Annotated in this window: 17 protein-coding genes and 1 riboswitch; of the genes, 10 read left to right on the plus strand and 7 right to left on the minus strand. The window is 71.2% G+C overall.

The window, feature by feature from the left end:
* The first annotated feature begins 67 nt into the window (after positions 1-67).
* Positions 68-751: an NAD(P)-binding domain-containing protein gene (locus ACGFQC_RS32455; protein ID WP_363091886.1), complete on the plus strand. Its 684-nt coding sequence runs from the start codon at positions 68-70 to the stop codon at positions 749-751.
* 5 nt (positions 752-756) lie between these two features.
* Here ACGFQC_RS32455 and ACGFQC_RS32460 read toward each other — a convergent pair whose 3' ends face one another.
* The 5 genes from ACGFQC_RS32460 to gcvT all read right to left on the minus strand — a co-directional run bounded on the left by ACGFQC_RS32460 (position 757) and on the right by gcvT (position 5,798).
* The gene (locus tag ACGFQC_RS32460; protein ID WP_363091814.1) at positions 757-1,314 is read right to left on the minus strand and encodes a glycoside hydrolase family 25 protein; all 558 of its coding nucleotides are present in this window, start codon (positions 1,312-1,314) and stop codon (positions 757-759) included.
* Positions 1,315-1,418: 104 nt separating this feature from the next.
* Positions 1,419-2,786: an L-serine ammonia-lyase gene (locus ACGFQC_RS32465; RefSeq protein WP_363091815.1), complete on the minus strand. Its 1,368-nt coding sequence runs from the start codon at positions 2,784-2,786 to the stop codon at positions 1,419-1,421.
* A 103-nt stretch (positions 2,787-2,889) separates the two neighbouring features.
* Positions 2,890-4,152: a serine hydroxymethyltransferase gene (gene glyA, locus ACGFQC_RS32470; RefSeq protein WP_363091816.1), complete on the minus strand. Its 1,263-nt coding sequence runs from the start codon at positions 4,150-4,152 to the stop codon at positions 2,890-2,892.
* A gap of 15 nt (positions 4,153-4,167) precedes the next feature.
* On the minus strand, positions 4,168-4,545 hold the full coding sequence (gene gcvH / locus ACGFQC_RS32475; RefSeq protein WP_363091817.1) for a glycine cleavage system protein GcvH: 378 nt from the start codon (positions 4,543-4,545) through the stop codon (positions 4,168-4,170).
* 134 nt (positions 4,546-4,679) lie between these two features.
* On the minus strand, positions 4,680-5,798 hold the full coding sequence (gene gcvT, locus ACGFQC_RS32480; protein WP_363091818.1) for a glycine cleavage system aminomethyltransferase GcvT: 1,119 nt from the start codon (positions 5,796-5,798) through the stop codon (positions 4,680-4,682).
* Positions 5,799-5,988: 190 nt separating this feature from the next.
* Positions 5,989-6,088, minus strand: a riboswitch (glycine riboswitch).
* Positions 6,089-6,264: 176 nt separating this feature from the next.
* On the opposite strand from gcvT, the gene ACGFQC_RS32485 reads away from it, so the two are divergent.
* The 9 genes from ACGFQC_RS32485 to ACGFQC_RS32525 all read left to right on the plus strand — a co-directional run bounded on the left by ACGFQC_RS32485 (position 6,265) and on the right by ACGFQC_RS32525 (position 16,803).
* Positions 6,265-6,951: an AAA family ATPase gene (locus ACGFQC_RS32485; protein ID WP_363091819.1), complete on the plus strand. Its 687-nt coding sequence runs from the start codon at positions 6,265-6,267 to the stop codon at positions 6,949-6,951.
* 537 nt (positions 6,952-7,488) lie between these two features.
* A complete protein-coding gene (locus ACGFQC_RS32490; RefSeq protein WP_363091820.1) occupies positions 7,489-8,283 on the plus strand; it encodes an enhanced serine sensitivity protein SseB in 795 nt (264 codons plus the stop codon).
* Positions 8,284-8,461: 178 nt separating this feature from the next.
* Positions 8,462-9,262 carry an enhanced serine sensitivity protein SseB C-terminal domain-containing protein gene (locus ACGFQC_RS32495; protein WP_363091821.1) on the plus strand — a complete coding sequence of 267 codons (801 nt, stop codon included), beginning with the start codon at positions 8,462-8,464 and terminating at the stop codon, positions 9,260-9,262.
* Between the two features lie 315 nt (positions 9,263-9,577).
* Positions 9,578-10,585: an ABC transporter permease gene (locus ACGFQC_RS32500; protein WP_363091822.1), complete on the plus strand. Its 1,008-nt coding sequence runs from the start codon at positions 9,578-9,580 to the stop codon at positions 10,583-10,585.
* Between the two features lie 68 nt (positions 10,586-10,653).
* The gene (locus ACGFQC_RS32505) at positions 10,654-12,453 is read left to right on the plus strand and encodes an ABC transporter substrate-binding protein (protein ID WP_363091823.1); all 1,800 of its coding nucleotides are present in this window, start codon (positions 10,654-10,656) and stop codon (positions 12,451-12,453) included.
* A gap of 110 nt (positions 12,454-12,563) precedes the next feature.
* On the plus strand, positions 12,564-13,562 hold the full coding sequence (locus ACGFQC_RS32510; RefSeq protein WP_363091824.1) for an ABC transporter permease: 999 nt from the start codon (positions 12,564-12,566) through the stop codon (positions 13,560-13,562).
* Positions 13,559-14,656, plus strand: a complete 1,098-nt coding sequence (locus ACGFQC_RS32515) for an ABC transporter ATP-binding protein (protein ID WP_363091825.1) — start codon at positions 13,559-13,561, stop codon at positions 14,654-14,656. The genes ACGFQC_RS32510 and ACGFQC_RS32515 overlap by 4 nt, the downstream gene beginning before the upstream one ends.
* Complete coding sequence (locus ACGFQC_RS32520; protein WP_393289057.1) at positions 14,653-16,074, plus strand: ABC transporter ATP-binding protein; 1,422 nt, start codon at positions 14,653-14,655, stop codon at positions 16,072-16,074. Before ACGFQC_RS32515 ends, ACGFQC_RS32520 begins: the two co-directional genes overlap by 4 nt.
* Before the next feature lie 72 nt (positions 16,075-16,146).
* Positions 16,147-16,803 carry a trimeric intracellular cation channel family protein gene (locus tag ACGFQC_RS32525; RefSeq protein ID WP_363091826.1) on the plus strand — a complete coding sequence of 219 codons (657 nt, stop codon included), beginning with the start codon at positions 16,147-16,149 and terminating at the stop codon, positions 16,801-16,803.
* Between the two features lie 544 nt (positions 16,804-17,347).
* On the opposite strand, the gene ACGFQC_RS32530 is transcribed toward ACGFQC_RS32525, so the two are convergent.
* Both ACGFQC_RS32530 and ACGFQC_RS32535 read right to left on the minus strand, forming a co-directional pair.
* Complete coding sequence (locus ACGFQC_RS32530; protein ID WP_363091827.1) at positions 17,348-17,824, minus strand: hypothetical protein; 477 nt, start codon at positions 17,822-17,824, stop codon at positions 17,348-17,350.
* Positions 17,821-19,053, minus strand: a complete 1,233-nt coding sequence (locus ACGFQC_RS32535) for an FAD-dependent monooxygenase (RefSeq protein WP_363091828.1) — start codon at positions 19,051-19,053, stop codon at positions 17,821-17,823. Before ACGFQC_RS32535 ends, ACGFQC_RS32530 begins: the two co-directional genes overlap by 4 nt.
* Positions 19,054-19,114: the final 61 nt, after the last annotated feature.

Consider the following 19,114-nt stretch of genomic DNA (forward strand, 5'->3'; position numbering starts at 1 on the left):
GACGGCGGAGCGGAACAGCCGGCGACCGCCCGCGGTTGGACCCTCCCGAAAGCATGCGCATGCATGGATCCTTCGGGAAGGGCCTGACATGAAGATCGGCATCATCGGCGCGGGCAACATCGGCGGCAATCTCACCCGGCGGCTCACCGCCCTCGGTCACGACGTCTCCGTGGCCAACTCCCGTGGCCCGCAGACGCTCACGGAGCTGGCGAAGGAGACGGGCGCGACGCCCGTCGAGGTCACCGAGGCGGCGCGCGGCGCCGAGATCGTCGTCGTCACGATCCCGCTCAAGGCGGTCCCGGACCTGCCCTCCGGCATCCTCGACGGCGCGGCCGAGGGCGTGGCCGTCATCGACACGGGCAACTACTACCCGCAGCAGCGCGACGGACGGATCGACGCCATCGAGGACGAGGGCATCACCGAGAGCCGCTGGACGGAGCGCCAGATCGGCCAGCCGGTGGTCAAGGCGTTCAACGGCACCTACGCCCAGGACATCCTGGACCGCCCGCTCCCGGCCGGCGCCCCCGGCCGCATGGCCCTGCCCGTCGCGGGCGACGACGAGGCCGCCAAGGCGAAGGTCCGGTCCCTGATCGACGAACTCGGCTTCGACACCGTCGACGCGGGCGGCATCGACGACTCCTGGCGCCAGCAGCCCGACACCCCGGTGTACGGCCTGCGCGGCGGGGTCGAGGAGGTCACCCGGGCCCTGGCGGCGGCGTCCCCGGAGCGCCCTGAGGCCTTCCGCGGCTGAGCCGTTCAGTCCACCGTCGCCCACGCCCGCAGCGCCGCCCGGTCCGCGAACCTCGCCACGTTCGTGTCGAGGGGCTCGTCGGTGTACTGGTGGAAGCGCCACTTCGCCTTGATCCGGGGCTTGCCCGCGGTGACGTAGTCGGCTATCCAGAGGCCGTCGCCGGCGTACGAGGTGTCGTCGACGTTCAGCCAGTAGTTCCTGTTGCAGTACAGGACGACCCGGTTGCGCGGCCGCAGCGCCTTGAGCTTCCTGATGAAACGGTCCTTCTCGGCGTTGCTCGCGTGGGTGCCCGCGCCCGTCGTCTCCCAGTCGACGGCGAGGACGTCGCCGGGGCGCTCCGGCGCCTTCGCCAGGAAGTGTTCCGCCTGGGCGGTCAGGTTGCCCGGCCACAGGAAGTGGTAGAAGCCGACGACCAGACCGGCGTCCCGCGCCCGCTTCGTCTGGGCGGCGAGCTTCGGGTTGACGTAGGTACGGCCCTCCGTCGCCTTGACGAAGACGAAGGAGAGACCTTCCGTCGAGTAGGCGGAGGACTGGTAGGCGCTGACGTCGACACCACGGAGCATGGGGCAACTCCCGGAAGTGCAGGAGAACGGAGGGGAGTTGTGTTATGCCCCGACACGCCGAGCCCGGAACCTCGGCTTCCGTCCCCCGGTGCGGCGGCGGGACCTCAGCACTCGATGATGTTCACCGCCAGCCCGCCGCGGGCCGTCTCCTTGTACTTGACCGACATGTCCGCGCCGGTCTCCTTCATCGTCTTGATGACCTTGTCGAGGGACACCTTGTGCGTGCCGTCGCCGCGCATGGCCATGCGGGCCGCCGTGACCGCCTTCACCGCGGCCATGCCGTTGCGCTCGATGCAGGGGATCTGGACCAGGCCGCCCACGGGGTCGCAGGTGAGGCCGAGGTTGTGCTCCATGCCGATCTCCGCGGCGTTCTCGACCTGTTCGGGGGAGCCGCCGAGGACCTCCGCCAGCGCGCCGGCCGCCATGGAGCAGGCGGAGCCGACCTCGCCCTGGCAGCCGACCTCGGCCCCGGAGATCGAGGCGTTCTCCTTGAAGAGCATGCCGATCGCACCGGCGGCGAGCAGGAAGCGGACGACACCCTCCTCGTCGGCGCCGGGGACGAAGTTGACGTAGTAGTGCAGGACGGCGGGGATGATGCCTGCCGCGCCGTTCGTGGGGGCGGTGACCACCCTGCCGCCCGCCGCGTTCTCCTCGTTCACCGCCATCGCGTACAGCGTGATCCACTCCATGGAGTGGGCCAACGCGTCGCCGTCCGCCCGGAGCTGGCGGGCCGTCATGGCGGCGCGGCGGCGCACCCGCAGACCGCCCGGCAGGATGCCCTCGCGGGACATGCCGCGGGCCACACAGGCCTGCATCACCCGCCAGATCTCCAGCAGGCCCTCGTGGATCTCCTCCTCGGTGCGCCAGGCCCGCTCGTTCTCCAGCATCAGCGAGGAGATCGACAGCCCCGTCTCCCGCGTCAGGCGCAGCAGTTCGTCGCCCGTGCGGAAGGGGTACTTCAGGACCGTGTCGTCCAGCTTGATCCGGTCCGCGCCGACCGCGTCCTCGTCGACGACGAACCCGCCGCCCACCGAGTAGTACGTCTTCGACAGCAGCTCCGCGCCCTCGGCGTCATGCGCCCACAGCGTCATGCCGTTCGCGTGGTACGGGAGGGTCTCGCGGCGGTGCAGGACGAGGTCGTCGTCGAAGGAGAACGGGATCTCGTGCTCGCCGAGCAGCCGGAGACGGCCCGAGTCCTTGATCCGCTCCACCCGCGCGTCCGCCGTCTCCACGTCCACCGTGCGCGGCGAGTCGCCCTCCAGGCCGAGCAGGACGGCCTTGGGGGTGCCGTGGCCGTGGCCGGTCGCGCCCAGGGAGCCGTACAGCTCCGCGCGCACGGACGCGACGGAGCCCAGCAGGTCCTCGTTGCGCAGACGCCGCGCGAAGATGCGCGCCGCCCGCATCGGGCCGACCGTGTGGGAGCTGGACGGGCCGATGCCGATCGAGAACAGGTCGAAGACCGAGATGGCCACGGGGACTCCTCAAGACGGGGTGGTGCAGGAGGTTTCCGGTGGGGTGTCCCGCCCACTGACCAGTGTGCGGGACACCCTTCGAAAACCTGTCGGAAAACGGGGACTACTTGTCCAGACCGGGGTAGAGCGGGTGCTTCTCGGCGAGCGCCACGACCCGGGCCTTCAGGGTCTCCACGTCGTGGGTCGGCTTGAGCGCCTCCGCGATCACGTCCGCGACCTCGGCGAAGTCCTCGGCCGTGAAGCCGCGGGTGGCGAGGGCGGGCGTGCCGATGCGCAGGCCCGAGGTGACCATCGGGGGCCGCGGGTCGTTCGGGACCGCGTTGCGGTTGACCGTGATGCCGACCTCGTGGAGACGGTCCTCGGCCTGCTGCCCGTCCAGCTCGGACTCGCGCAGGTCGACCAGGATCAGGTGCACGTCGGTGCCGCCGGACAGGACGTTGATCCCGGCCTCCCGGGCGTCCGGCGCGGTCAGCCGCTCGGCGAGGATCCGCGCGCCGTCGACCGTGCGGCGCTGGCGCTCCTTGAAGTCGTCCGAGGCCGCGACCTTGAAGGACACCGCCTTCGCCGCGATGACGTGCTCCAGGGGGCCGCCCTGGAAGCCCGGGAACACGGACGAGTTCAGCTTCTTCGCGAAGGCCTGCTTGGCGAGGATGATGCCGCCGCGCGGGCCGCCCAGCGTCTTGTGGGTCGTGGAGGTGACCACGTCCGCGTACGGCACCGGGTTCGGGTGCAGGCCCGCCGCGACCAGACCGGCGAAGTGCGCCATGTCCACCCACAGGTACGCCTCGACCTCGTCGGCGATCCGGCGGAACTCGGCGAAGTCCAGCTGCCGCGGGTACGCCGACCAGCCCGCGATGATCACCTTCGGCCGGTGCTCCTTGGCGAGCCGCTCGACCTCGGCCATGTCGACCAGGCCGGCCTCGTCCACGTGGTAGGCGACCACGTCGAACTGCTTGCCGGAGAAGTTCAGCCGCATCCCGTGGGTCAGGTGACCGCCGTGCGCCAGGTCCAGGCCCAGGATGGTGTCGCCGGGCTGGGCCAGCGCGAACAGGGCGGCCTGGTTGGCGGAGGCGCCCGAGTGCGGCTGGACGTTGGCGTACTCGGCGCCGAACAGCTCCTTGACCCGGTCGATCGCGATCTGCTCGGCGACGTCGACGTGCTCGCAGCCGCCGTAGTAGCGGCGGCCGGGGTAGCCCTCGGCGTACTTGTTGGTCAGGACCGAGCCCTGCGCCTCCATGACGGCGAGCGGAGCGAAGTTCTCCGAGGCGATCATCTCGAGCGTGGACTGCTGGCGGCGCAGCTCGCCGTCGACCGCCGCGGCGATCTCCGGGTCGAGCTCGTGCAGGGGCGTGTTCAGGACAGACATGCGTCTTTCGACCTCTCAGCCGGCGATGAAGGCGGTGTACTCGTCGGCGGAGAGCAGCTCGGCCGGCTCGTCCGTGACGCGTACCTTGAACAGCCAGCCGCCCTCGAAGGGGGCGGAGTTCACCAGCGACGGGTCGTCCACGACGTCCTGGTTGACCTCGGCGATCTCGCCGGTGACCGGCGCGTACAGCTCACTGACCGACTTGGTCGACTCCAGCTCGCCGCAGGACTCGCCCGCGGTCACCGTGGCACCGACCTCGGGGAGCTGGACGAAGACCACGTCGCCGAGCGCGTTGGCCGCGTGCTCCGTGATGCCGACCGTCGAGACGCCGTCCTCGGCGCCCGACAGCCACTCGTGCTCCTTGCTGTAGCGCAGCTGCTGGGGGTTGCTCATGGCCTGAATTCTCCTGTACGCGAGGGAGTGCTGATGAAGGGGGGACTGCTGGAGACGCGCGTGAGCAGCGCGGATGTGCGCAGGGTCACGCGCGGGGCCGGCCGGGGCCCGGTTTGTCGGCCGTGCGCCAGTCTCTACTTCCGGCGCTTGTAGAACGGCAGCGCCACGACCTCGTACGGCTCGTGGCTGCCCCGGATGTCCACGCCGACACCCGGCGTGCCCAGTGCCGCGTGCGCGGCGTCGACGTAGGCCATCGCGATCGGCTTGCCCAGCGTGGGGGAGGGGGCGCCGGAGGTGACCTCGCCGACCACCTCGCCGCCCGCGACCACGGCGTACCCGGCGCGCGGGACGCGGCGGCCCTCGGCGACCAGGCCGACCAGGACCCGCGGCGGGTTCGTCGCGGCGCGCTCGGCGGCCGCGGCGAGCGCCTCGCGGCCCACGAAGTCGCCGTCCTTGCCGAACTTCACGACCCGGCCGAGCCCGGCGTCGAAGGGGGTCAGCGCGGTCGACAGCTCGTGCCCGTACAGCGGCATGCCCGCCTCCAGGCGGAGCGTGTCCCGGCAGGACAGGCCGCAGGGGATCAGACCGGCGCCCTCGCCGGCCTTCGTCAGGGCCTGCCACAGCTCGACGGCGTGCTCCGGCTTCACGAACAGCTCGAAGCCGTCCTCGCCGGTGTAGCCGGTGCGGGCGATGAGCGCGGGGACGCCGGCGACGGTGCCGGGCAGGCCGGCGTAGTACTTCAGGCCGTCGAGGTCGGCGTCGGTGAGCGACTTCAGGATGCCGGGGGACTCCGGTCCCTGGACGGCGAGCAGCGCGTAGGCGTCGCGGTCGTCGCGCACCTCGGCGTCGAAGCCGCCGGCGCGCGCGGTCAGCGCGTCCAGGACGACCTGGGCGTTGGAGGCGTTGGCGACGACCATGAACTCGGTGTCGGCGAGCCGGTACACGATGAGGTCGTCGAGGATGCCGCCGTCGGTGTCGCAGATCATGGTGTAGCGGGCCCGGCCCACGCCCACGGCCGCGATGTCGCCGACCAGCGCGAAGTTCAGCAGGGCGCCCGCCTGCGGGCCGGTTACGGTGATCTCGCCCATGTGCGAGAGGTCGAAGAGGCCGGCCCGGGTCCGTACGGCGTTGTGCTCGTCGCGCTCGGAGCCGTAGCGCAGGGGCATGTCCCAGCCGGCGAAGTCGGTCATGGTCGCGCCCAGCGAACGGTGCAGGGCGTCGAGGGCGGTGTGGCGGAGCGGGGTACTGCTCATCGGACGTTCGTCTCCCAGGGCGACGGGGATCCCTCCCACGCGAGCGAAGCCGGGCGTGGGGGAAGCGAGGGCGTTCCTCCCCATCTGTCATCGGAACCTGAGAGGTTCGCCATGACCGCCCGCACACGGGTCGGTCACGGCTTGCACCTTGGGTGGGGCCACCGGAGGGCGACCCGCTTTTCAGATGTGCCTCGCCCGCGCGGTAACGGGGCCTGAGAGATTCAAGGGAGGGACTTGCTCCTTCGGCGCCCCAGCGATGCTGCCGGTGGGGACTCTCCCGCGCGGATTCAAACGGCCGGTATGCAGTTGGCGCGGCCATCATTGCACGCCCCGTCCGATCGCGGCAGGCCGCATCTGTAACCGGCCTGTGGCGTTAAGCGCATGAAAACGCGAGACGGAGCGGATTACCTTCTCTTTACGCTCGACGGGGAGAAGACTTGTCTGACCCCAGGGGAGGACGAACACGGTGAACAGGACCACGGCACTCGCGACGGGACCGGCGCTCGCGACCGGTCAGGCGCTCGCACTGCCAGCGCAGCCGCAGACCTCCGTCCGGGAGGCGGCCGGCGCACCGCCCGCCCCGGTCGTCCGTGACCTGCGCGACCGCGCCGGCCACAGCCCGCACGGCCTGCTGTTCGCGTCCCGCGACCTGGTCGTGGTCACGGGACTGCCCGGCAGCGGCAAGTCGACGCTGATGAAGCGCGCGGTCACGGGCGTACGCATCGACTCCCAGGACACCCGAGACCGCTGGGACGCCCGCATGCCGCGCGCCCTGCCCTACGCCCTCTACCGCCCTCTCGTCCGCCTCGCCCACTACATCGGGCTGCGCCGCGCCCTGCGTACCGGCGAGGGCGTCGTCGTCCACGACTGCGGCACGCAGGCCTGGGTGCGCGCCTGGCTGGCCCGCGAGGCCCGCCGCCGCGGCGGCAGCCTGCACCTGGTGCTGCTCGACGTCACCGTGGACACCGCGCTGGAGGGCCAGCGCGAGCGCGGCCGGGGTGTCTCCCGGTACGCCTTCCGCCGTCACCGCCGGGCCGCCTCCCGCCTGCTGCGCGCGGCGGAGCGGGGCCGTCTTCCCGAGGGCTGCGGCTCGACGGTCCTCCTGGACCGCGCCGCGGCCGACACCCTCCGCCGCATCACCTTCACGGGCTGACCGGGGCGGGGGCGGGGGCGGGGGCTTCGGCCGTCGGGCCGTCGGGCCGGCACACGGAGCCGGGGTGCGCGGTCGCCGGGCCCTCACGCGGGCTCCGGGAGCGCGGCCTTCGGACCGTGGCGCGGCTGCGGGGCGCGCGGCCGCCGGCCGCCGCGGACTCGGGCTTTCTGCCGGCGGACCGGCACACGGGCGTACCGGCACACGGGGCCGGGGCCCGTGGTCGCGGGGGTGGCGTAGGGGGCACCGGTCGCTGCTCGCCGGTCGCCGGTCGCCGGTCGCCGCTCGCAGGGAGGGTTCGGTGCTTTCGGCCGTCAAGCTGCCGTGCAGGCCCCCGGTCGCCGTACGAACCCGCCCCCGCCGCCGATCCGGTCCGCCCCCGCCGATCCGGTCCGCCCCCGGAGCCGCAGGTTCCGCCGCGCGGGTCCAGGCTCCCGGATCCGGCCCCGCCCGCCGGGACGCCCGGTGGACGTGGGGACGGGCCCGGTACCCGATAGCCTTTCGAGCCACACCCAGTGGTTCCCAGCAGGCGGTAGGCAGATGGACTTCCCCCCGGCGGACTTCCCCGCGGACTTCCCGGCACAGGCGCACCCCCATCCGCACGGCGGATGGCCCGGCAACGAGCTGGAGGAGGTGCTCTCCGCCTCCCTCGGCGTGCCCGGGGCCGGTGGACGGATCGTCGAGGTGCTCGGCCGCAGCCTCGTGTGGGTGCCGCTGCCCGCCGGGGGCGGCCCGCACAGCGGCCCCCTGGACCTGCCCACCCTGGAACTGGAGGGCCAGGCGTACGTGCCCGTGTTCAGCTCGGAGGAACAGTTCCGGCAGGTCGTCGGCGCGCACATGTCGTACACCGTCGCCCCGGCCGTCGAGTTCGCCCGCGGACTGCCCCCGCAGGTCGGCATCCTGGTGAACCCGGACGGCACGGTCGGCATCCCGCTGCCCCCGATGGCCGTCGCCGAGCTGTGCCGGGCCGGCCGCACCCCGCTGGACGGTCCCGCCGGCGGCGGCCGGGTCCGTCTCTACGAGCCCGACTGGCAGGACGACCCGGTGGACTTCCTGTCCGCCGCCACCGCCGAGTTCGAGGCGACCGGCGTCGTCCTGACCGCACGCCGCTGCCTCGCCGCGATCGAGACGGCCGACCCCGTGCTGTTCGTCGGTGTCGAACTCTCCCAGCGGGAGGGCGATCTGCGGGCGCTGCCCCTGGAGGCCCTCGGCAAGGCGCTCGGCAGGGCCCAGGCGCCCTGGCCGGTCAACCTCGTCCTGCTCGACGTGACGGAGGACCCGGTGGCCCGGTGGCTGAAGGAGCACGTGCGGCCCTTCTACTCCCGGATCCACTGAACGCGTCCCGCAGGAGGGCGTCCGTGCCGGTGGGCGTCCGCGCGGCACGCCCCCGGCGGACGACCCGGCGCGGCCCCGCCGGCGGCGGACGCCCGCACCCTCGGGGGGACCCGTTGTCGGCGAAGAGACCTAAGCTGGTCTCCCGAAAGCGGGGCAACTTATCGAAGGGGCGGTACAGGTGAGCGCCAGCGGCATCGCGGCCGGGCAGGTCGAGCACATGCTGCGCCAGGTGACCCCCGGGCGCTACGACGCCTACGAGGCACTCCTGCGCGCCCTCGCGACCCCGGGCACCGGCCAGGTGTGGATGCTGCTGTGGCAGGGTCAGGCCGGTTCCGCCGACGCCCAGTACGGCACGATGGACGTCGAGGGACACGGCTACGCCCCCTGTGTCACCTCCGCCCAGGAACTGTCCGCGAGCGGCTGGAACCGGTCGTACGAGGTGGTCGACGGGCTGGACGCGGCCCGCACCCTCTACCCCGACCACTACGGCCTCTGGCTGAACCCGCACGCCCCCGGCGGCGGCGTCGGCATCCCCTGGCTCGACCTGCGGCGGATCGCCACCGGCCTGGACCGCCAGCCGGCCGGGCCGCTGCGGCTGTCCGAGCCGGCCATCGAGATCCCGCAGTTCTACGCCCTGCTCGCGCAGAACGCCCACCGCACCCCGGCCCTGCGCTCCCTGCGCCGCGCCTGGGTCCAGCCGGCCGTCGGCGCGCCCTACCTCGCCCTCGGACTCGACGTGTACGACACCTCCCCGCAGGCCGTGGACGCGGTGCGGGCGATGATGCAGCAGTCCGTCGGCGCGGTGCCGGAGGGCCTGCCGGTGTCCACGGTCACCATGAGCGACGACTACGACCCGGTGGTCCTCTGGATGCGCGCCCACGCCCGCCCCTTCTACGACCGCGAGGCGCACGCGCCCGCCGCGCCGGCCGCACAGGCCCCCGCGGGCGGTTACGGCTTCCCGCCGACCGGTCGCCACTGATGCGTCCCGCCGTCCGCCCCCACGTGTCGGCCCAGTGGATCTCCGCGCGTAGATCGGTGCGGTAAGTCCATTTGTCGGTGGCTATGTCACAACTCGTAGGCGTCCGCCCCCCGTTACCCACCGTCCGGATAACGGAATCCTCCTGAGAGCATCACGTTTACGCATCCTTTCCCCGCCAAGTCTGGCTACAGATCGCCAAAGCGTTGAAGACTCGCGCATCGGGGGTGCTTTCGCCCCTGTGTACGACGGACTGATCACGCCGCTACAGCGGCAAGTGTGGGCCGGTTACCGCCGGTTGAGAGGGGTCCCTGCCAGATGACGGCACCATTGCACGAGCCGACCGCGGAAGCGGCCCCGAGCCCGGCCGAGGAAGCGGCGGTGGCCACCGCCGACGCGAAGGCCGTACAGGGCCGTTCCCTGGGTCGGATCGCCTGGGAGCGCCTGAAGCGGGACAAGCTCGCCCTGACCGGCGGCATCGTGGTGCTCCTCCTCGTCGTGGTCGCACTGTTCGCCCCGGTGATCACCTCGATCCTGGGCCAGGACCCGAACGAGTACCACGAGAACCTCATCGACCCGCTGTTCGGCACCCCCACGGGCTCCCTCGGCGGCATCAGCGGGGAGCACCTGCTGGGCGTCGAGCCGGTCAACGGCCGCGACATCTTCGCCCGCATCCTCTACGGGGCCCGGATCTCCCTGCTGGTCGGCTTCCTGTCGGCCGTCGTCGCCGTGATCCTCGGCACCGTCCTGGGCATCCTCGCCGGCTTCTTCGGCGGCTGGGTCGACTCGGTCGTCAGCCGGGTCATGGACGGTCTGCTCGCCTTCCCCCAGCTGCTGTTCATCATCGCGCTGGTCTCCGTCATGCCGAGCGACCTGCTGGGCCTCACCGGCTCCAACGTGCGCGTCTTCGTGATGATCCTGGTCATCGGCTTCTTCGGCTGGCCCTACATCGGGCGTGTGGTGCGCGGCCAGACCATCTCCCTGCGAGAGCGCGAGTACGTGGAGGCCGCCCGATCGCTGGGCGCCGGGCGGCTGTACATCCTGTTCAAGGAGCTGCTGCCCAACCTCGTCGCCCCGATCGTCGTCTACACCACGATGATGATCCCCACCAACATCCTCACCGAGGCGGCACTCAGCTTCCTGGGCGTGGGCGTCAAGCCGCCCACGGCCTCATGGGGACAGATGCTCTCGAGCGCGATCGACTACTACGAGTCCGACCCCATGTACATGGTGGTCCCGGGCCTGGCGATCTTCATCACCGTTCTCGCCTTCAACCTCTTCGGCGACGGCGTGCGGGACGCGCTGGACCCGAAGGCCTCTCGCTGAGCCGCCGTACCTCAACTGTCCCGTGGCATCTACACGGGGTCTCTCATCTATCCGGAGGATCCGAGATCGTGACTACCCAACGCACCTCAGGGCGGCGGAAGCAGGCAATTGCCGCTGCTGCCGCGGTCGCCGCGCTGCTGACCACGGCTGCGTGCGGCGGCGGTTCGGACGACGGCGACAACGGTTCGAAGACCGGTGCCGCCGGCTTCGACGCCGCGAACAACAAGGTCGCCCAGGCGTCCGCCGCCAAGAAGGGCGGCACGCTGAAGTTCGGTGCCGCGCAGGACGCCGACTCGTGGGACACCACGCGCGGCTACTACGGCATGATGTGGAACTTCGCGCGCTACTACAGCCGCCAGCTCGTCACGAACAAGACCGAGCCGGGTGCCGCGGGCGCCCAGATCACTCCGGACCTCGCCACCTCGACCGCGAAGATCACGGACGACGGCAAGACCTACACGTACACCCTGCGTGACGGCATCACGTGGGAGGACGGCAAGCCGATCACGTCCAAGGACGTGAAGTACGGCATCGAGCGCGTGTGGGCACAGGACGTCCTGTCCGGCGGTCCGACGTACCTGAAGGACGTGCTCGACCCCAAGGGCGAGTACAAGGGTCCCTACAAGGACACCTCCGCCGACAAGCTCGGCCTGAAGGCCATCGAGACGCCGGACGACAAGACCATCGTCTTCAAGCTCCCGCAGGCCAACTCCGACTTCGAGGAGATGCTGGCCCTCGTCTCGGCCTCGCCGGTCCGCCAGGACAAGGACACCAAGGCCAAGTACGGCCTGAAGCCGTTCTCCTCCGGCCCGTACAAGTTCCAGTCGTACAGCCCGGCCAAGGAGCTGACGCTGGTCCGCAACACCGAGTGGAAGCAGGCCTCGGACCCGGTCCGCAAGGCCTACCCGGACAAGATCACGATTCAGTTCTTCTCGGACGCCAACCAGCTCGACCAGCGCCTGCTCAACGGTGACCTGGACCTCGACCTGAACCAGACCGGCATGTCGCCGCAGGGCCGCACCACCGCCCTGAAGCAGCACAAGGCCAACCTGGACAACCCGGTCTCCGGCTACGTGCGTTACGCGGTCTTCCCGCAGAGCGTCGCGCCGTTCGACAAGCTCGAGTGCCGCAAGGCCGTCATCCTGGGCGCCGACCACGTGTCGCTCCAGACCGCGCGCGGCGGCCCGATCGCCGGTGGCGACATCGGCACCAACATGCTGCCGCCGTCCGTCCCGGGCGCCGAGGGCCAGAAGTACGACCCGTACAAGCTCGCCGGTGACAACAAGAACGGCAACGTGGCCGAGGCCAAGGCGGCCCTGAAGGCCTGCGGTCAGCCGAACGGCTTCAAGACCACCATCGCGGTCCGCAACAACAAGCCGGTCGAGGTGGCCACGGCCCAGTCCCTCCAGGCCTCGCTGAAGAAGATCGGCATCACCGCCGAGATCGACCAGTACGACGGTGCGCAGACCTCCGGCATCATCGGCAGCCCCTCGAACGTGAAGAAGAAGGGCTACGGCATCATCATCATGGGCTGGGGTCCGGACTTCCCGTCCGTCCAGGGCTACGGTCTGCCGCTGTGGAACAGCAAGTACATCGCGGAGAGCGGTAACAACAACTACGCGCTCATCAAGGACAAGACCATCGACGGTCTGTTCGCCCAGTACGTCACCACCCTGGACGACGCCGGCAAGACCAAGATCGCCACGGAGATCAACCACAAGGTGATGGAGGGCGCGTACTACCTGCCCTTCGTCTTCGAGAAGTTCATCAACTGGCGCTCGGACAACCTGGCGAACGTCTACACCACCGACGGTTACAGCGGTCAGTACGACTTCGTGAACCTCGGTCTGAAGAACCCGAAGAAGTAGTCCCGGCACACCCGCCGAACGGCACGAAAGGCAGGTGAAGGCCGGCGCAGCGTGAGCGCGGGCCACCGGAAGACCTCCGGTGGCCCGCGGTCCGCGGCGGGCCGAGAGCTGTGCTCGCTTACCTCATCAGGCGGTTGTTCGCCGCCGCAGTGATGCTCGTGGTCATCGTCATGGTGGTCTTCGGCATCTTCTTCCTCATCCCCAAGTGGGCCGGCGTCGACATCGCCTTGAGCTTCGTGGGCAAGCAGGCCGACCCGGCCGCGGTCGAGGGTGTGCGCGAGAAGCTGGGTCTGGGCGACCCGATCTACGCCCAGGTCTGGGAGTTCTTCAAGGGGATCTTCGCCGGACGCACGTACACCGGCGGAGGCGACTCCATCAACTGCGCCGCGCCGTGCTTCGGCTACTCCTTCCGCACCGAGCAGGCCGTCTGGCCGGTGCTGACCGACCGCTTCCCGGTGACGCTGGCCCTCGCGCTCGGCGCCGCCGTGCTGTGGCTGATCCTCGGCGTCTCGGCGGGTGTGCTCTCCGCGCTCAAGCGGGGCAGCCTGTGGGACCGCGGCGCGATGGTCATCGCGCTGTCGGGCGTCTCCCTCCCGATCTACTTCACCGGCATGGTCGCGCTGTCGGTCTTCGTGTACGGACTGGACCTGTTCGACGGTCAGTTCGTGCCGCTGGAGGACAGCTTCTCCGCCTGGTTCGGCGGAATGATCCTGCCCTGGGTCACCCTGGCGTTCCTGTACGCGGCGATGTACGCGCGCATCACCAGGGCCACCATGCTGGAGATCCTCGGCGAGGACTACATCCGCACCGCCCGCGCCAAGGGCCTCAAGGAGCATGTCGTCATCGGCAAGCACGCCATGCGCTCCACGATGACGCCGCTGCTGACCATGCTGGGCATGGACCTCGGCGCCCTCATCGGCGGCGCGATCCTGACCGAGACGGCGTTCAACCTGCCCGGTCTCGGCCAGGCGGTCCTCAACGCCATCAAGAACCAGGACCTGCCCGTCATCCTGGGCGTCACCCTGATCACTTCCCTCGCGGTGCTCGTCGCCAACCTCGTGGTGGACATCCTGTACGCCGTGATCGACCCCCGAGTGAGGCTCGCATGACCGACCTCAGCAAGAGCGGAGCGGCCGTGGGCGAACCCACCGCCGCCTCGCCCGCGCCGAGCGCCTTCCTCGAAGTGCGCGACCTGAAGGTGCACTTCCCGACCGACGACGGCCTGGTGAAGTCCGTCGACGGGCTCAGCTTCCAGCTGGAGAAGGGCAAGACCCTCGGCATCGTGGGCGAGTCGGGCTCCGGCAAGTCGGTGACCTCGCTGGGCATCATGGGCCTGCACACCGCCGGCCAGTACGGCAAGCGCAAGGCCCAGATCTCCGGCGAGATCTGGCTGGACGGCACCGAGCTGCTCTCCGCCGACCCGGACCACGTGCGCAAGCTGCGCGGCCGCCACATGGCGATGATCTTCCAGGACCCGCTGTCGGCGCTGCACCCGTACTACACGATCGGCCAGCAGATCGTGGAGGCGTACCGCATCCACCACAAGGTGGACAAGAAGACCGCCAAGCGCCGCGCGGTCGAGATGCTCGACCGGGTCGGCATCCCGCAGCCGGACAAGCGGGTGGACAACTACCCGCACGAGTTCTCCGGCGGCATGCGCCAGCGCGCGATGATCGCGATGTCGCTGGTGAACAACCCCGAGCTGCTCATCGCGGACGAGCCGACGACCGCCCTGGACGTGACCGTCCAGGCGCAGATCCTCGACCTGATCCGCGATCTGCAGAAGGAGTTCGGCTCCGCGGTCATCGTCATCACCCACGACCTGGGCGTCGTCGCCGAACTGGCCGACGACCTGCTGGTGATGTACGGCGGCCGGTGCGTCGAGCGCGGCCCGGCCGAGAAGGTGTTCTACGAGCCCCGCCACCCCTACACCTGGGGTCTGCTCGGTTCGATGCCGCGACTCGACCGCGAACAGCAGGAGCGCCTGATCCCGGTCAAGGGCTCCCCGCCCTCCCTGATCAACGTCCCGTCCGGCTGCGCCTTCAACCCGCGCTGCCCGTACGCGGACCTCCCGAAGGACAACGTCACCCGCACGGTCCGCCCGGAGCTGGCCGAGGTCGGCAGCCGGCACTGGGCCGCCTGCCACCTGGGCAAGGAGCAGCGGGAGCGTATCTGGACCGAAGAGATTGCGCCGAAGCTGTGAGTGACGAGAAAGCGGTGAAGATCCCCGCGCAGACCGACGGTGAGCCGAGCGGCGGCGCCGCCACCCTCACCAAGGACGCCGCCCCCGGCGAGGTCCTGCTGAAGGTGACCGGGCTGCAGAAGCACTTCCCGATCAAGAAGGGCCTGCTCCAGCGGCAGGTCGGCGCCGTGCACGCGGTGGACGGCCTGGACTTCGAGGTCCGCTCCGGCGAGACCCTCGGCGTGGTGGGCGAGTCCGGCTGCGGCAAGTCGACGATGGGCCGGCTGATCACCCGGCTGCTCGAACCGACCGGCGGCACGATCGAGTTCGAGGGCAGGGACATCACGCACCTCGGTGTCGGCGGCATGCGTCCGCTGCGCCGCGACGTGCAGATGATCTTCCAGGACCCGTACTCGTCGCTGAACCCGCGGCACACCATCGGCACGATCATCGGCGCTCCCTTCAAGCTCCAGGGCGTCACGCCCGAGGGCGGCATCAAGAAGGAAGTGCAGCGGCTGCTGTCGGTCGTGGGTCTCAACCCCGAGCACTACAACCGCTACCCGCACGAGTTCTCCGGCGGTCAGCGCCAGCGCATCGGCATCGCCCGCGCGCTCGCGCTGAACCCGAAGCTGGTGGTGGCGGACGAGCCGGTCTCGGCGCTCGACGTGTCGATCCAGGCCCAGGTGGTGAACCTGCTCGACGACCTCCAGCAGGAGCTGGGGCTGACGTACGTGATCATCGCGCACGACCTCTCGGTCGTCCGGCACGTCTCGGACCGGATCGCGGTGATGTACCTCGGCAAGATCGTCGAGCTGGCGGACCGCGACCTGCTGTACAAGACGCCGATGCACCCGTACACCAAGGCGCTCATGTCGGCGGTGCCGATCCCGGACCCGAGCCGCAAGAACACCAAGAGCGAGCGCATCCTGCTCAAGGGCGACGTGCCCTCGCCGATCTCCCCGCCCACCGGCTGCCGGTTCCACACCCGGTGCTGGAAGGCGACGGAGATCTGCAGGACGACCGAGCCGAAGCTCGTGGAGCTGCGGCCGGGCCAGCAGGTCGCCTGCCACCACCCGGAGAGCTTCGAGGACCAGGCTCCGCAGGACACCGTCCTGCTGACGGCCGCGAAGGAAGCGGCGGAGCTGGTGGCCGACGAGGTGCTCGCGGAGTCGGCCCTGACGTCGGCGGCCGTGGCGGCGGAGGTCGAGGCGGAGGCCGTGGCGGCGGAGGCCGAGGCGGCGGAGGCGGAGGCCGAGGCTGCGGAAGCGGCTGCGGAAGCGGTGGCGGAAGCCGGAGCTGCGGCCACCGAGGCGGCTGCGGCTGCGGCGCCCGAAGCGGACGCTCCCGAGTCTCCAGAGGCTCCCGAGACGGACGCCCCCAAGGCCGTGGCCCCCGAGGCCGCCGCCTCCGAAGAGGAGCCTCCCGCCAAGGAGAAGTAGAGAAGTAAGAAGCGCACGAGCCCCTGCCTTGCAATGTAAGGCAGGGGCTCTGTGTTGGGTGAGAATAGTAGGGTGCTCCAGCAACTCTTCAGCCCATCCGTCCAGCACACGCTCGACCTGATCGGCATCTTCGTCTTCGCGATCTCGGGCGCGCTGCTGGCCGTGCGCAAGAACTTCGACGTCTTCGGCATCGCCGTGCTCGCCGAGGTGACCGCGCTCGGCGGCGGCATCTTCCGGGACGTGATCATCGGGGCGGTGCCGCCCGCCGCCTTCACGGACCTGGGCTACTTCCTCACCCCGCTGCTCGCCGCCCTCCTCGTCTTCTTCCTGCACCCGCACGTGGAGCGCATCCAGTCCGGCGTGAACGTCTTCGACGCGGCCGGCCTCGGCCTGTTCTGCGTCTCGGGCACCGTGAAGGCGTACGACCACGGCCTGGGCCTCACCGCGTCCGCGGCTCTCGGGCTGGCCACCGCCGTCGGCGGCGGTGTGCTGCGCGACGTCCTCGCCAACGAGGTGCCCTCACTGCTGCGCTGGGACCGCGACCTCTACGCGGTCCCGGCGATCGTCGGCGCCACCATGGTGGCGGTCTGCCTCCACTACGACGTCCTCACCCCGGCCGCCGGCGGACTGGCCGCGCTCACGGCCTTCGTCCTGCGGCTGTTCGCGATGCGGTTCCACTGGCGGGCGCCGCGCGCGTGGAACCGCCGCTCGACGGTGCGGGAGGATTAGGGCCCGCCGTTCGGATCACGCCGCGGACGCGGGGTCCGGCACGCGCTTCCCCGGAGGGGGCGCCCCCGGCGTCGTCGTCGGTCGCCGACGTCCCCCGGCTTCGGCCGGGAGGTGCCCCCACCGCGTCGACGCCCTCCTCCGCCTTGCGGCTGCACGCACCGGACCCCGCTCACCCGGACTGCAGGATGCCGCAGGTTTCCTGCGACCTGATCCAGACGACAGGCCCGCGCCGCGCCGCCGGGCCGCGCCGCGCCGCCGGGCCGCGCCGCGCCGCCGGGCCGCGCCGCGCCGCGGGGCCCCGCCGCAGGGCCGCGTCGTCAGTCGGCGGAAGGCGGGCGCCGCCTGCGGCCGCCAGAGCGCCGTGCGGTGACCGCCCGCGCTCTTCTGGGCGCGGACGACGTGCACGGCCGTCGGGCCCTTCGCCACCCGCCGGAGGGCCGGGCCCGCCTCACAGCCGCCGCGCGGCCGGCCGGAGACGTGGACGGTGGCCGGGAGCGGAAAGCGGACTTGGACCGCCCGGACGCTCCTCATGGCCTGCGTCGCCTCACCGGCCCGCGCGGGCGGCGGGAACCGCCCTGCGCAGGGACAGGGCGAAAGCGCAGCTGGTGAGGGTGAGGACGGCGATCGGCGGCGCGGGCAGCAGGAGGACGGATGTCGCCAGGGCGGTCAGGGAGAGCGCGAGGGCGATCCATCCGAAGGCGGTGCGGCGCTCGACGAGGGCGGGGGCGTGGCGGACGGCGGCGAGGATCAGGAGGCCGCAGGTGACGGCGAAGAGGGCCATCGCGATGCTGATGCCGTTGGAGACGTCGAGGACCGTGCGCTCCAGGCCCAGCAGGGTGAAGGTGGACTCCCGCATGGCGGTGTCGGCCGCACGCTGTTGCGGGGTCCGGGTGGCCGCCGTCGAGGCGGCGGAGAGGGCGAGGTGGCCGATGCCGAGGAAGACGAAACCGTAGGCGCCGACCGCGAAGGGCCGGACGGAGTCCGCCCGGGGGAGGGCGTGGGCCGTGACCGTGGTGTTCACCGTTGCTCCGTGACGTTGACGTTGACATTGGTGTTGACGGGGGCGGCTGGTGGCTGCCAGTCCAGGACCGTGTCCAGGGCTCTCAGTGACAGCGCCTGCGGCGTGGCCCGTACGGCCAGGTTCCGGAGGGACACGGCGAGTGGGTGGGAGAGCCGGGCGAGTTCGCCGACGCGCCGGGAGCGGCGGCTGATCCGGGTGGTCCGCCGGTGTCTGGCCCTCGTGTAGGCGGCGAGCGAGGCCGGCACGTCGTCGGCGGACGCGAGGAGATGCGCCGCGACCACGGCGTCCTCGATGGCCTGGCAGCCGCCTTGGCCCAGGTTGGGGGTCATCGCGTGGGCGGCGTCGCCGAGCAGGGCCACCCGGCCGAGGTGCATCCGGGGCAGAGGCGCGGCCAGTTCGTGGAAATCATGGCGGAGTATGCCGACCGGGTCCGGGCCCCGCTGGCCCAGCCGGTCCAGCAGCGCGGGTATCGGATCGTGCCACGCGCCGAAGCGCCGGGTCAGTTCCGCGTGATGGTCGGTTTCCTCCGGCCTCGCGCCGGGGCCGGAAACGGTGGTGGCGGTGGTGACGGTGGTGGCGTAGACGTAGACACGGCCGTCCGCGAGGGGAACGACGCCGAACCGCTCGCCTCGCCCCCAGGTTTCGGCAGCCTGCTGGGGCGGCAGGCCCGCACCGGGAAGCACCGCTCGCCACCCGGCTTCACCGGCGTGACGCAGCCCGCGGTGAGCGGGGAAGAGCTGCCCGCGGAGCACGCTGCGGATGCCGTCCGCCGCCAGGACGACGTCGGCGCGCAGGTCGCCCGCCGACGTACGCACGACCACGGTGTCCCCCGTGTCTGCCACGCCGGTCACCGATACGCCGAGGCGCACGACGTCGGGCGGCAGGGCGGCCGCGAGAGTGCCGATCAGGAAGCCGCGGTGCACGGCGCGCGCGGGCAGCCCGTAGCGGGCGGACACCGTGCCGCCGTCGGGCCGACTCAGCCACGTGCCGTCGGGCGTACGCAGCCCGACCTGACCGGGCAGGGCGTCACCCGCCCACAGGCCGGGACCCAGGCCGATCGAATCCAGGGCGCGCAGTGCGTTCGGGGCGAGCACGATGCCGGCGCCGGTGCCCGTGAGCACGGGGGCCCGTTCGCACACGGTGACGCGCCATCCGCGGCGGCTCAGGCCCACCGCCGCGGTCAGGCCCCCGATTCCGCCTCCGGCCACAACGGCATGACGGACCCTCATCTCGACTGCCTCCCTCCACCCATGTCGCCTCTACACCTGTAGAGGCGACATGCCCGCACTC

Source organism: Streptomyces sp. NPDC048734, assembly GCF_043198675.1.
Lineage (GTDB): Bacteria > Actinomycetota > Actinomycetes > Streptomycetales > Streptomycetaceae > Streptomyces.